Origin of the sequence: Marichromatium sp. AB32 (assembly GCF_003718675.1) — a bacterium.
Lineage (GTDB): Bacteria > Pseudomonadota > Gammaproteobacteria > Chromatiales > Chromatiaceae > Marichromatium > Marichromatium gracile.
Genome location: NZ_RHFJ01000005.1, coordinates 63,274 through 76,775 on the forward strand (window position 1 = coordinate 63,274; position 13,502 = coordinate 76,775).

The following is a 13,502-nucleotide window of genomic DNA, read 5'->3' on the forward strand; positions in this document are numbered from 1 at the left end:
GGGAGCATTCATACCCGAGACCGGTCCAATGCCATGACATCGGCCCGCGACGAACCCGTCTGCGGCGCCAGGCCGGACCCCAGACGAACCACTAGAGAACGACCATGCCAAACGCGACCACGGGGGGTGGCTCCCGCCCCACTGTCCAGGTACCGCCCCAGCCCCAATGGCCCATCCTCAGCGCCGACGAGAAGCGCGCCACCAAGGAGCGCATCGCCAAACTGCTCAAGGCGCAGGACGCGGTACTGGTCGCCCATTACTACACCGACGGCGACCTCCAGGAACTGGCCGAGGAAACCGGCGGCCGGGTCGCCGATTCGCTCGAGATGGCGCGCTTCGGTACCCAGACCGAGGCCAGCACCCTGGTCGTCTGCGGGGTGCGCTTCATGGGCGAGACGGCCAAGATCCTCAACCCCGAGAAGCGGGTGCTGATGCCCGATCTGAGCGCCACCTGCTCGCTCGACGAGGGTTGCCCGCCAGCAGACTTCGCCGCCTTCTGCGCCGCCCATCCGGATCACACCGTGGTGGTCTACGCCAACACCAGCGCCGAGGTGAAGGCACACGCCGACTGGATGGTGACCTCGAGCATCGCGCTCCCGGTGGTGCGCCACCTTGCAGAGCGCGGCGAAAAGATCCTGTGGGCGCCTGACCGCCATCTCGGCCACTATGTCCAGCGCATGACCGGCGCCGAGATGCTGATGTGGGACGGCGCCTGCGTGGTCCACGAGGAGTTCAAGTCGTACGCCCTCGAACGCGTGCGCGCGCTACACCCCGACGCGGCGGTGCTGGTCCACCCCGAATCACCCGATGCGGTGGTCGAGCAGGCCGACGTGGTCGGCTCGACCACCCAGCTGATCCGCGCGGTCACCGAGCTGCCCAACCCCGAGTTCATCGTCGCCACCGACACCGGCATCTTCTGGAAGATGCGTCAGCTCGCCCCCCACAAGACGCTGATCCCGGCCCCCACCGCCGGCGAGGGCGCGACCTGCGAGAGCTGCGCGCACTGTCCGTGGATGGCGATGAACGCGCTGCAGAACCTCGAGCGCGTGCTGCGCGAGGGCGACCAGGAGATCCGGGTCGAGGACGCCATCCGCGAACGCGCGGTACGCCCGATCCAGCGCATGCTCGATTTCTCCGCGCAGCGCTAGAGGCCATCACGCCAGCGACCAGCGACCAGCCTTCAGCCACCAGCCACCAGCCACCAGTGGCTGACTACCCTCAAGCGCTGGTGCCAAAGACCTGCACCACGGATGCGGGCAAGACGTGCCCTCGTCGAGGGTGCGCTCCCACTGGCTGCTGGAGACTGGCCGCTTACGACTTGAGGCTCTTTGCGCCCTTCGCGCCTTCGCGGTTCAATCTCCCCGGCTGGGCGCTGGCGACTGGCGGCTGGCGGCTGGCGGCTGGCGGCTGGCGGCTGGCGGCTGGGCACCCTACCGCCCGCTCACCAAAGCGGCGAAGCGTTGGAGCAGGCCGGCCGCCTCGGGAGTGTCGACGACCTCGACCTCGGACCCGCGCGCGCCCAGGGCGTCGATCTGGCGATCGACATAGACCTGGGTCGCCTCGCGATCGAACTCGGGATGGAACTGTACGCCCCAGGCCGACGCACCCAGGCGCAATGCCTGATGGGGATCGTGGTCGTTGGCTGCCAGCACCCGGGCACCGGGCGGGGGGCGCAAGACCGACTGGGCATGGGTGACCGGCGCCACGAAGCGATCGGGCAGCCCACCGAACAGCGGATCGTCGTGCGCCGCCGCGCTCAGCCGAACCTCGACACAGCCGAGTTCGAGTCCGCGCGGATTGAAGCCGACCTCGCCGCCGCAGGCGCGGGCGAGCAACTGGTGCCCGTAGCAGATCCCGAGTACCGGCACCCGGCGCGCCAACACCCCCGAGAGCCACCGCTCGATGCCCAGACTCCAGGGCGCGGCCTCGCTGACCATGGCGTGCGAGCCGGTGATCACCACCGCGGCGAGTTCATCGGGCGCGGGCAAGGATGCGCCCGCCGCAGCGTCGACCACCCGCCAGGCGCGATCGCTGCCGAGACCGGTGCGGATCCAGTCCTCGAAGTCACCTCGACGCGCGACCAGCTCGCCGAAGGTCCGGCCGACCTTGATGATGCAACAACGTCCTTGCATGCACCCCATCCCCCGAGAGATCCGCCGTCGCTACCGACTCAACGCCCGGCGGCCAGCCAGGCACATGCCGCGGCGACGTCGAAGAAGTACGTGAAACACACCCCGGTGTTGGCTGCGGTCGTGCGATGGAATTCAGCATGGGCACGCAGCGCCTCACGCTCCAGGATCGCGACCTCACGCGGCGGGTGCTGGCGCAGCGGCAACTCGCGCATCAGGAAGTAGACCGAGGCCAGCGAGGGACGGCCGTGCAGCCGGCGCACATCGACCAGCACCCGCCCCGAGACCCTGCACAGACGATCCAGCAGCAGCTCGGCCATCAGCATGGCGTTCTGGTCGTCGGAGACACCGGAGACACGGATCGTGACGGCGTCACCGAGCAGTCCATCGTCGATCGCGAAGGCGGTGGCGAGCACCTGCCGCACGACATCGGGGCTCACGGAGACCCCATGAGCGGGGATCAACTGCGATAGCACCACTCCACCTCCGACCAGTGATTCACGGCGGCGTTCCCGGCACACGTCCACGTCCGGAATACGCCCGCCAACCTCGGACACGGGCGCCGGCCTTGGCAACCACAGACCAATTCACTTAAGATCAATGACAATTATCAAGAAGGCGGAGCGACCTCCTGGGCGTGCTCGGGACCGGTCACCAACCGCCGTCGGGGAGGATGGTTCGTATGCCCCAGCGCAAGACGTCTCGGCGCAGATTCTCCATGGCAGTCCTGGTTCTGATGTTCTTTGCCGGCATCGGCTTCGTCGCCGCGCTCGACTTCGGCATCCGCTCCACCAACACCATGGAGTTCTGCACCTCCTGTCACACGATGCATACCAACTTCGAGGAGTACAAGGAGACACTCCACTACAAAAACCCCTCGGGCGTACAGGCGACTTGCGCCGACTGCCATGTCCCCAAGGCGCTGTGGCCAAAGCTGGTCACCAAGGTCATCGCCGTCAAGGACGTCTACCACGAGCTGGTCGGCACCATCGACACCCCCGAGAAGTTCGAGGCGCGTCGCTGGGAGATGGCCTCGCGGGTCTGGGCGAAGATGGAGCGCAGCGACTCGCGCGAGTGCCGCACCTGCCACGACTTCTCCAGCATGGACCTCTCCGAACAGGGGCGCTCGGCGCGTAGCCGTCACGCCGCCGCCGAGGACAAGGGACAGACCTGCATCGACTGTCACAAGGGCATCGTCCACGAAGAGCCCTACGAGCCGCTGCCCGAAACGGCCGCCGCCGATTGAGGTCGGCGCCCGCGCAACGACGAGGCCGGAGATGATGACCAGCAACAGGACCTGCCGCCGCGCCCCGAGGATCTCCCTGCTCGCCGCCTTGCTGCTCGGCGCGGGCGGCGCCGGGGCGGCCGACCTTGCCACCGAGCTCAGGCTCAATGCCATGGTCGGAGACACCGAGACCATGGCCGAACTGCTCGACCGCGGCGCCCCCGTCGATGCCGCCAACGCCTTCGGCAAGACCGCGCTGATGTTCGCCGTCGAGGCCGACGAGCTGGAGACGGTGGCGCTGCTGCTGACCCGTGGCGCAACGGTCAACGCCCGCACCGTCGCCGGCTGCACCCCGCTGACCTTTGCCGCCGAGGGCGGACACATCGGCATCTCGGCGCTGCTGATCGCACGCGGCGCCCATGTCCACGACCGCACCCGCGCCGGCTGGGACGCGCTGATGATCGCCGCGCGTCACGGCATCCTCGAGATGGTCGAACAGCTGCTGTTCCGCGGCGCCGATCCCAAGGCCGCCGATCGCGACGGTCGCACCGCGCTGATGCAGGCGGCCGAACGCGGCCATGTCGCCCTGGTCGCACCGCTGCTCGGGGCCGGCGCCGAGCTCGAGTCGCGCGACCGCGACGGCGCCACCGCGCTGCTGATCGCCGCCGACCGCGGCCAGCTCGAGATGGCCCGCGCCCTGCTCGAGGCCGGCGCCGAGGTCAACGCCCGCGACGCGCTCGGCGCCACCGCGCTGATCCTCGCCGCCAGTCAGGGCCACCACGAGCTGGCGCGATTGCTGCTGGAACAGGGCGCCAACCCCAATCTGCAAGACAGCGACGGCACCACGGCGTTGATGGAGGCCATCTCGACCGATCACAACGCCCTGATCGATCTCCTGATCGACTATCGCGCAAACCCCGCTCTCGAGGATGCGCAGGGACGCACCGCGGCGGACCGCGCCCGCCAGCTCGACAATCGCGAGGCGATCGAGCTGCTGGCCCGCGGTCACTGATCCCGCTCGCTGCCGGGCGACGACACGACTCCGCGCACCGCGCACTTGCTCAAGAGGCAGTGGCCCAGGCCGCTACCCCTCAGCCGCCGACGCCCCGGAGGGCGTCGGTCTACCGCAAAGATGCAACAGGAGGAAGGAATGGCCGACTCGATCCGCAACAGACTGTCCCTGACCGCGGGACTCCTCGCGCTCGGACTCGTCTCCGCCGCACAGGCCGGAGACGCCACCCCGGAGATGCTCGCCAACGCCTGTGCCGGCTGTCACGGCACCGAGGGCAACAGCATGGGGCCGGCGGCGCCCAGCATCTCGGCGATGGACCCGCTGGTATTCGTCGACACCATGGAGGCGTTCAAGAGCGGAGACACCTACTCGACCGTGATGGGCCGCATCGCCAAGGGCTATGACACCGCCGAGTTCGAGGCGATGGCCGAATACTTCCATGGCCAGCCCTATCGCCCAGCCCCCCAGGACTACGACGCGGCACTGGTCGACACCGGCGCCGAGCTCCACGACCGCTTCTGCGAGAAGTGCCACGCCGAGGGCGGCATCCCGCTGGTCGACGAGGAGGACTACAACATCCTCGCCGGACAGTGGATGCCCTATCTGCGCTACGCCATGGAGGACTTCCGCGCCGATCGTCGCGAGCTGCCGAAGAAGATGCGCAGCAAGCTCGAGGACCTGCTCGAGCGCCACGGCGAGGACGGTCTCGAAGCCCTGTACGCCTTCTACGCCAGCCAACAATAAGGACATCGGAGGATCAGCACGCGATGAAGCTCAGCAGACGCGATTTCGTCAAGACCGGCGCCACTGCCACCGCCGCCCTCGGCCTGCTCTCGGCCCCCTATCTCGCCCGCGCCGCCAGCCACCGGGTGGTGGTGGTCGGCGGCGGCACCGGCGGGGCCACCGCCGCCAAGTACCTCAAGCGCGCCGACCCGGCGATCGAGGTGACCCTGATCGAGCCCAACCAGACCTACTACACCTGCTATCTCAGCAACGAGGTGATTGGCGGCGACCGCCAGCTCGACACCCTCGAGCACGGCTATGACGGGCTGCGCGCGCACGGTATCCGCGTGGTCCACGACACCGTCACCGCGATCGACCCCGAGGCGCGCGCAGTCGACACCGCCGGCGGCGAGCGCTTCGAGTACGACCGCTGCGTCGTCGCCCCGGGCATCGAGCTGCTCTACGACCGCATCGAGGGCTACAGCGAGACCGCCGCCGAGACCCTGCCGCACGCCTGGAAGGCCGGCGCCCAGACCGCGTTGCTGCGCCGCCAGCTCGAGGAGATGGCCGACGGCGGCACCGTGGTGCTGGTCGCCCCGCCCAACCCCTTCCGCTGTCCGCCCGGTCCCTACGAGCGCGCCAGCCAGATCGCCCACTACCTCAAGGGCCACAAGCCCAAATCCAAGGTCATCATCCTCGACAGCAAGCAGGCCTTCTCCAAGCAGGGACTGTTCACCCAGGGCTGGGAGCGACTCTACGGCTTCGGCACCGAGGACAGCCTGATCGAGTGGCATCCCGGCCCGGACGCCGCCGTGGTCAGGGTCGACGCCGAGGGCATGGTCGCCGAGACCAGCTTCGGCGACGAGATCCGGGCCGACGTGATGAACGTCATCCCGCCGCAGCGCGCCGGCAAGATCGCCCAGGTGGCGGGCCTGGCCGACGACAGCGGCTGGTGCCCGGTCGACAAGCGCACCTTCGAGTCGAGCATCCATCCCGGCATCCATGTCATCGGTGACGCCTGTATCGCCACCAAGATGCCCAAGTCCGGCTACTCGGCCAACAGCCAGGGCAAGGTCGCCGCCGCGGCGATCGCCGCGCTGCTCAAGGGCGAGGAGCCGGGCACGCCCTCCTACATCAACACCTGCTACTCGATCATCGGCACCGACTACGGCATCTCGGTCGCCGCCGTCTACCGCCTCAGCGAGGACGGCGCCACCATCGCCCCGGTCGAGGGCGCCGGCGGCCTGACCCCGAGCGACGCACCCGACTGGGCACTGGCCCGCGAGGTGCAGTACGCCTACAGCTGGTACAACAACATCACCCACGACACCTTCGGCTGACCCGCCACGAGGCGGGCGCCCGCGAGAGGGACCAAAGGAGGAGGAGTCTTCGGGGGCCGCACGGCCCCCTTTTTTCGTCGTCGCGAAGCACCGGAGCGAGCGCTAGAATTGCGTGCACCGACCAGCCACGGAGCGGGGCCTGGCGCCCCGGACCTCGCCATCATGACAGACCCCAGCCTCGGCAACTGCTGGCACTGCGGCAGTCCCCTGACCCGTCTCGACTACGCCCGCGAGGGCCGCTGCCCGAACTGCGAGCGCGCCACCCACTGCTGCCGCAACTGCCGGCACCACGCCCCGGGACGCGCCAACGACTGCATCGAGCCGATCGCCGAACCGGTAACGGACAAGGTCCGCGCCAACTTCTGCGAGCTGTTCGAGCCGCGCCACCAGACCGGCGCCGCCGCGCCCGCCGACCAGGCCGAGACGCTGCTTCAGGCCGCCGAGGCGCTGTTCCACTGAGTCCCGGGCAGGGTCGTCGACGAGCGGTCGACGGCGTTTTCGGCTAGCCTCTCTGCCACGGCCAGCCGTGCGGGACCGCCCCGGGATCGAGTCGATGCGCAACCTCTGGAAACACCTCACCGCCCCCAGGAGCGAGACCCGCTCCGGCCCGCCCGCCCTTCACGCCGAACAGACAACCGCCTTTCCCGATCTCTCCGAAGCAGAGGTGGTGCAACTGCACAATCGCGCCCTCCCGCTGCGTCTCGCCCCGGGTGATGTGCTGTTTCGCGCCGACAGCCGCGCCGAGCGGCTCTATGTGATCAGCGCCGGCGAGATCGTCATCGGCGACACCGCCGCCTCGGACGCCGAGCGTTTCGGCCCGGGCGACTGGATCTGCGAGTTCGACCTGACGCAACCCGGCATCCACGCCGCTACCGCCACCGCCCTCACCCACAGCCAGGTGCTGGCACTCGAACGCAGCGCCATCGCCGACCTCGAACCCGCGCTGCTGGACTATCTCCGACACCGCGCGCACCAGTTCGGTCTCCAGCGACTGTACCGTGCACAGCGACGCCAGGCGGCGCTCGCGCGTCACAGCCGGGCGCTCACCGATGCGCTGATCGCCGCGCGCACCGCCGGCGGCGCGGGCTTTGCCGAGACCGAGACCGCACGCCAGCTCTTCGCCAAGGTCCCGGCGCTGCCGATCTCGACCACCGCGCTGCTCAACAAGATGCTCGACGAGCGCACCACCAAGGGCGAGATCGTCGAGCTGGTGACCATGGACCCGGCGCTCACCAGCACCCTGCTCAAGTCGATCAACTCGCCCTACTACGGGCTGCAGCACCAGGTCACCAGCGTCAGCCACGCCATCGCCCTGCTCGGTCACAACGCCGTCTACCAGGTGATCATGACCGAGAGCATGCGCCGCAGCCTGCCCAACACCGAGCTGTTCACGGACATCCACCAGCGTGCCGTCGAGCTCTCGCGCCTCGCCTTCACCCTCGCCCAGACGCTTGCCTTCGGGCGCCCAGCGGAGGTCGCCACCCTCGGCATCCTCGCCGACATCGGGTTGGTGATCAACGCGCTGCTCAAGAGCGCCAACCCCCGGCTCAAGCCCCTGTTCGACCTGCTCGATCCCGCCGAGATGGGCGCCGCGCTACTGCGCAGCTGGCACCTGCCGGCGATGGTGTGCGACAGCCTGCACCACCAGCATCACCCCGAGTTCGCGCCCCCGGCGCGGCTCCCCGAGACGGTGCGCGACAACGTCGCCGTGCTCTATCTCGCGCGCCGACTGCTCGCGCGGCTACACGGTCACACCCCGGGCGACCCCGGACTCTTCCTCGATGCCTATCTGGCGCTACTCGGACGCGCCGGGATCAGCGAGGTCGAGCTGCTCTACGAACAGCTCGTCCCCCGGCTGCGCGCCCAGCTGCGCCAGCTCCCGCGCTCGCTGGCCGAACGGCTCGACGGCTGAGCCGGCTCAGGCCGGCTGCGGGCGGCGCCAGGTGTAGACCGCGGTCACCGCATAGTTCCACACCGCGCCGACGAGGATGCCGGCGAGCGCCGAGAGGAACCAGCCCGAGAGCCCCTCGACGAACAGATAGTTGGCGATGCCGACATTGGCCAGGGCACCGACGCTGCAGACCACCACGAAGGAGAGCCAGCCGCGCAGCAGCGCGCGACCGCGCAGACGCATGTCGCGATAGGTGAGCAGGTTGTTGAGGAAGAAGTTGCTGGTCATCGCCACCAGGGTGGCGGTGGCCTGACCGGCGAGGAAGGCGCCCTCGCCGAGCACCGCCAGCAGCGGCCACAGCACCGCCATGTGGACGAACACGCCGAACCCGCCGATCAGCGAGAAGGCGAGGAAGCGCACCGGGATCGCCGAGCCCAGGGTCTTTTGCGCGAGCATCAGCAGATACTCCCAGAGCACCGCGTTGTCGAGCTTGCTCGTCCCGGCGTGACGCTCGCGGAAGGTGAAGGGCAGCTCGCGACAGCGCAGCGGCCGCTCGCTCGAGGAGACGATGTCGAGCAGGATCTTGAAACCGACCCCGCTGAGCCGGTGCACGCAGCCCTGGAAGGCGGCGGCGCGGACCATGAAGAAGCCGCTCATCGGGTCGGCCAGCTCGACCCCGAGCAGTCGCTGCCCGACGCGCGTGGCGAAGCGACTCATCGCCTGGCGCCGCGCGTTCCACTCACCGACCCCGCCACCGCCGACATAGCGGCTGCCGACCACCAGGTCGAGTTCGGGCTCGGCGTCGAGGGTGTCGTACATCTGGCGCAACAGCGACTCGTCGTGCTGCAGGTCACCGTCCATCACCGCCACGCAGGGCGCGGTGGTGGCGAGCATCCCCTCGATACAGGCCGAGGACAGCCCGCGCCGCCCGACGCGCCGGATCAGCCGCACCCGCGGATCCTGCCGGGCCTGCTCGCGCACCCGCTCGGCGGTGCCGTCGGGCGAGTCGTCGTCGACGAAGATCAGCTCCCAGGCGAGCCCGTCGAGCACCCGACGGACACGTTCGACAAGCTCGGGGACCGATCCCGCCTCCTTGTAGGTAGGCACGACGACGGCGAGCTGGGGCGGCTGGTGGGGGGGTCTGTGTGGCATGGATCCGAACAACCTGAAACAAGGGGTTTGGCGCCTCGGCGGTACCGGACGCGGCATGACTGAGCGGCGATCGCGCACGCGGGTCGGTTGCGCGGCGACCCTGGTGGGCGGCATTCTAACGCGTTCGTCCACCGAACCCGTGCCCGCCATGTCCACCGCCGCCCCGAGTCGTCCCGCTGCCGAGTCCATCGACTGGCGCCCGATCGCGCTGCTGATCCTCGCGCTGAGCGCACTGCGCCTGGCCATCGCCGCGCTCCTGCCGGTCACCCAGGACGAGGCCTACTATTTCGACTGGGCGCGGACGCTCGGCTGGGGCTATTTCGATCACCCGCCCGGGGTCGCCGCGCTCGGGCTCGGCACCCTGCTCGAGCCCGGCTCGGCGCTCGCCGCACGGCTCGGCACCCTGCTCGCCGGCGTCCTCACCCTGGTGGTGCTCGCCCGGCTCTACTGGCGCGCCGGGCTGACCACCACCGCCACCCTGGCGAGCGCGCTGCTGCTCGCCTGCGCCACCCTGCCGGGGTTGATCGGCGGCGTCGTCACCACCCCGGACACCGTGCTCGCGCTGGCCTGGGCGCTGGCCCTGCACGAGTCCGAGCGCGCCCTCGGCGGTGAGCGCCGGCGCTGGATCACGGCGGGCATCGCGGTCGGTATCGGGCTGCTCGGCAAGTACACCATGGTGCTGATCGGACCGGTGCTGCTGTGGGCGATCCTCTGGGTCGATCCGCGCGCGCTGCGCACCCGCTGGCCCTATCTCGGTGCGTTGGCCGCGCTGCTGGTGTTCGCCCCCAACCTGTGGTGGAACGCCAGCCACGACTGGCTCAGCCTCGGCTTCCAGCTCGGTCACGGGCTCTCCACCGAGCTGGCCGCACCCGAGACCCTGGGCGCCGGCACCATGGCCCACAGCGGCCCGCAGACGCTCGTCGAGCGCCTGGCGAGCCTCGGCGGCTATCTCGGCGCCCAGCTCGCCTTCTGGGGGCTGCTGGTCCCGGTGCTGGTGATGGCGCTGCGCGGCGGTGGCGGCACGCCACCGCGCCCGCGACTCACCCGTCACGCCCGCGCCCTGCTGATCGCCGCGACCCTGTTCCCGCTCGGTTTCTTCGCCGTCATCGCCAGCTTCAGCGAGGTCGAGGCCAACTGGCCGGTGGTCTATCTGCTCGCCGCCCCGGCGCTGCTCGCACCGCGACTGCTGCAACGACCGCGCTGGCTGCTCGGCGGCGCCGGGGCCAACCTCGTCCTGGTCACGCTCTATGCGGTGCACGCGGCGAGCGCCGCGCTGCCGCTGCCCGACAGCGCCAACCGGGTGCTGCGCGAGACCCACGGCTTCGCCGCGCTGGCCGAGGTCGCCGCCGGACTCGACGCCCCGGTCCATGCCGACCGCTATCAGCTCGTCGCGATGCTGCGCTTCCACGCCCCGGGGCTTGCGGCCACCACCAGCCAGTGGCCGGGACTGCACCGCCCCTCGGAGTATCTGCACGGGCGCATCGCGCCACGGCTCGACCCGGCGCGCATCGACCAGCCCTTCTGGCTGGTCTCGCGCGCCGGTCATCCGCCCGCGCTCCCCGGCTTCCGGGTGACCGAGCGGCGCGTCCTCCAGGATTGCGCGGGACAGCCGCTCCACCAGGGGGCGAGCGCGCCCTGCGCGCGCCCGCTCCACATCTGGCGGCTCTATCGCTACGCCCCGCTCGGCGACTGAGCCGGGCTCAGTCGAGGCGCTCGTCGTCGAGCTCGCTGTGGATCAGCATCAGTGATTCGAGCGAGCGGTTGACCGGGGCACGCTCAGCGATCTCCAGCAGTCGCGCCCGCTGCCCGGCGGTGAGATGGCCGAGCAGGTTGATGCGCTGCTGCACCCGATCGACACGCACCTCCTCGCGCTCGCAGGCGGTGCAGTCGGCGGCGTGACTGCGATCGAAGGCGAGACGCACCTCGACGTCGTCGAGATCCCAGCCCTTGGCGGTGGCGTATTCGCGCAGCGTCATCGAGGTACAGGCGCCGAGCGCCATCAGCATCAGCTCATAGGGATCAGGACCCAGCCCGCTGCCGCCGACGGCCGAGGGCTGATCGGCGAGCAACTGATGGCGACCGGTATAGAGCCCGCGCAGGAAGCGGGCGTGCAGCTCGGTGACCAGCACCTCGCCCGCGCCTACCTTGGGCGCGGTGCCCAGGCTCTGCTCGAAGCGATGACCGCCGAGGCCGAGATAGCGGCTGGCCCAGGCCACCAGGGTCTCGGCGACGTACTCGGCGTCCTCGCGATCGCTGAGCATGTGGTCGGCGTTGTCGAGCGAGATGAAGCTCTTGGGGTGACGCGCGGCCTGATAGATCTTGGCCGCCTCGTCGATCGAGACGATGGTGTCGAGCGGCGAGTGGAACACCAGCAGCGGCCGGTCGAGGTCGCGGATGTGATCGGCCGCACCGTACTGCGCGAGGTCCTCCAGCAACTGCTTGCGGATGCGGAAACGGCGCAGCCCGATCTTGACCTCGGCCTCGCCGCGCGCCTCGAGCTCGTCGCGGGCGTCGCTCAACAGATGCTGGACGTGCGAGGCGGTGGCAGGCGCGGCGATGGTCACCACCGCCTCGACCGAAGGCAGCTGGGGCGCGGCGGCGAGCACCGCCGCGCCGCCGAGGCTGTGACCGATGAGCAGCGCCGGGGCCTGGAAGTCCTCCTCGAGCTTGCGCGCCGCAGCCAGCAAGTCCTCGACGTTGGAGGAGAAATTGGTGTTGGCGAAGTCGCCGTCGCTGTTGCCCAGCCCGGTGAAGTCGAAGCGCAGCACGGCGATCCCGCGATCGGCCAGGGCGCGACTGATCCGGCTCGCCGCGGCGATGTCCTTGCTGCAGGTAAAGCAGTGGGCGAAGAGCGCATAACGTCGCGTCGGCACCCGTTCCGGCGGCATCTCCAGCAGCCCCGCCAGTCGGTGCCCTGCGGCGTTCGGAAACTCGAGCTTGATACGTGGCATTCCGATCTCCTCGGTGTCTTCTCGTGCGAATCGCGACCAAAACAGACCGCCCGCGCAGACTGCGTGCGCGGGCGGCACGAAACGAAGTGATGAACCGCCGTGACCAGGCCACGGCAAGCCCTCCATCCTCTCGCATCCGCGAGCGCGGTTCCAGTCGAGCGCACACGTTGCGCGCGCCGCCCCCGAGCCCCGCCGTCAGCGACCGTGACGACACCGATTGGTCTCCGCCGCGACTCGTTGGTTCAGCGCTTCAGTCCCGGCGGGCGCCAACGCCGATGATCCAACCCTCGATGGCGGCATGGAGGCGGGCGTCGGCATCGAGCGGAGGCGTGAACAGGTCATCGAGTCGCCCGGCGCGATCCGCGCGCATCAGCCACAAGGCCACGGCACGGGCATCGCACTGATCCGGGGTGAGCCCGATGCAATCGCCATCGTCGCGATAGAGTGCGGGATAGGCCTCGACCAGCACCGACCGGCCCAGCGCCGGGGTCCAACCGTCGAACGGCCAGCAGTGCAGCCGCTCGCCGAGCCGCGCGCGCAACAGACGCACCCAGGGCAACCCGGCATGGGTCGACTTGGCCACCGAGCCGGGCACGTCGAAATGGAACACCGACTTGGCGCCCCTGGCGCGACGGTCGGTGAGGCGCCGCCAGCGCGCATCACCACTGCGCGCAGCCCCGGCCCCGACGCGCCCGCGGCGCACATCCTCGACCCTGACACCGACGCCATCGGTCGGCCAGTGACACTGGAAGTCGTCGAAGAAGACCGGCCAGTCGTGCCTCAGCCCATGCGCGACGAAGTAGTCGAGCGGAAAGGACAGCGCATGATCGACCCCGACCAGGGTCGGCACCGGCTCGCGCAGCACCGTTTCGAGCCACGCGGCCAGGGCACGGCGACTCCAGCGTTGCGCACAACCCTCAGGGAACACCTCGGACGGCAGGTCGTCGTCAGCGTCGAGTCGGTAGGCACGGATTCCGGGCAATCGCTGCTCCGGGGTGCCGGCCCCGGAATAGTCGATCCCCAGATAGCGCGAGAAGAGGGGCGCGGGCACGGAAGGCTCCTGCGGCAGGGTCACGGAG

At 69.8% G+C, this 13,502-nt stretch carries 13 protein-coding genes; 8 read left to right on the forward strand and 5 right to left on the reverse strand.

The genetic code is table 11. The features are described 5' to 3' along the window. Positions 1–104: 104 nt before the first annotated feature. Positions 105–1,148, forward strand: a complete 1,044-nt coding sequence (gene nadA, locus EBL85_RS03060; RefSeq protein WP_123142133.1) for a quinolinate synthase NadA — start codon at positions 105–107, stop codon at positions 1,146–1,148. Between the two features lie 282 nt (positions 1,149–1,430). On the opposite strand, the gene EBL85_RS03065 is transcribed toward nadA, so the two are convergent. Continuing rightward, a complete protein-coding gene (locus tag EBL85_RS03065) occupies positions 1,431–2,132 on the reverse strand; it encodes a glutamine amidotransferase (RefSeq protein ID WP_123142134.1) in 702 nt (233 codons plus the stop codon). A gap of 38 nt (positions 2,133–2,170) precedes the next feature. Then, positions 2,171–2,569 (reverse strand): hypothetical protein, encoded by a 399-nt coding sequence (locus EBL85_RS03070; RefSeq protein WP_123142135.1) that lies wholly within the window; start codon positions 2,567–2,569, stop codon positions 2,171–2,173. A gap of 242 nt (positions 2,570–2,811) precedes the next feature. On the opposite strand from EBL85_RS03070, the gene EBL85_RS03075 reads away from it, so the two are divergent. The 6 genes from EBL85_RS03075 to EBL85_RS03100 all read left to right on the forward strand — a co-directional run bounded on the left by EBL85_RS03075 (position 2,812) and on the right by EBL85_RS03100 (position 8,341). Beyond that, entirely contained in the window at positions 2,812–3,375 is a 564-nt protein-coding gene (locus EBL85_RS03075) for a NapC/NirT family cytochrome c (RefSeq protein WP_123140600.1), read from the forward strand. 31 nt (positions 3,376–3,406) lie between these two features. Continuing rightward, positions 3,407–4,366, forward strand: coding sequence for an ankyrin repeat domain-containing protein (locus EBL85_RS03080; RefSeq protein WP_123140599.1), 960 nt, complete (start codon positions 3,407–3,409; stop codon positions 4,364–4,366). Positions 4,367–4,504: 138 nt separating this feature from the next. Beyond that, a complete protein-coding gene (locus EBL85_RS03085; protein ID WP_123142136.1) occupies positions 4,505–5,110 on the forward strand; it encodes a cytochrome c4 in 606 nt (201 codons plus the stop codon). Between the two features lie 23 nt (positions 5,111–5,133). After that, positions 5,134–6,429, forward strand: coding sequence for an NAD(P)/FAD-dependent oxidoreductase (locus tag EBL85_RS03090; RefSeq protein WP_123142137.1), 1,296 nt, complete (start codon positions 5,134–5,136; stop codon positions 6,427–6,429). Positions 6,430–6,591: 162 nt separating this feature from the next. Continuing rightward, the gene (locus EBL85_RS03095) at positions 6,592–6,888 is read left to right on the forward strand and encodes a hypothetical protein (RefSeq protein WP_123142138.1); all 297 of its coding nucleotides are present in this window, start codon (positions 6,592–6,594) and stop codon (positions 6,886–6,888) included. A 94-nt stretch (positions 6,889–6,982) separates the two neighbouring features. Beyond that, positions 6,983–8,341, forward strand: a complete 1,359-nt coding sequence (locus tag EBL85_RS03100; protein ID WP_123142139.1) for an HDOD domain-containing protein — start codon at positions 6,983–6,985, stop codon at positions 8,339–8,341. 6 nt (positions 8,342–8,347) lie between these two features. On the opposite strand, the gene EBL85_RS03105 is transcribed toward EBL85_RS03100, so the two are convergent. Then, positions 8,348–9,472 (reverse strand): glycosyltransferase family 2 protein, encoded by a 1,125-nt coding sequence (locus EBL85_RS03105; RefSeq protein ID WP_123142140.1) that lies wholly within the window; start codon positions 9,470–9,472, stop codon positions 8,348–8,350. Positions 9,473–9,620: 148 nt separating this feature from the next. Here EBL85_RS03105 and EBL85_RS03110 point away from each other — a divergent pair, with 148 nt between their 5' ends. Beyond that, on the forward strand, positions 9,621–11,165 hold the full coding sequence (locus EBL85_RS03110) for a glycosyltransferase family 39 protein (protein WP_223806046.1): 1,545 nt from the start codon (positions 9,621–9,623) through the stop codon (positions 11,163–11,165). A gap of 7 nt (positions 11,166–11,172) precedes the next feature. Here EBL85_RS03110 and EBL85_RS03115 read toward each other — a convergent pair whose 3' ends face one another. Together EBL85_RS03115 and EBL85_RS03120 are read right to left on the reverse strand one after the other, a co-directional pair. Further along, positions 11,173–12,423: a bifunctional alpha/beta hydrolase/OsmC family protein gene (locus tag EBL85_RS03115; RefSeq protein WP_123140592.1), complete on the reverse strand. Its 1,251-nt coding sequence runs from the start codon at positions 12,421–12,423 to the stop codon at positions 11,173–11,175. Between the two features lie 250 nt (positions 12,424–12,673). After that, on the reverse strand, positions 12,674–13,474 hold the full coding sequence (locus tag EBL85_RS03120) for a hypothetical protein (RefSeq protein ID WP_123142142.1): 801 nt from the start codon (positions 13,472–13,474) through the stop codon (positions 12,674–12,676). Between the last annotated feature and the right edge of the window lie 28 nt (positions 13,475–13,502).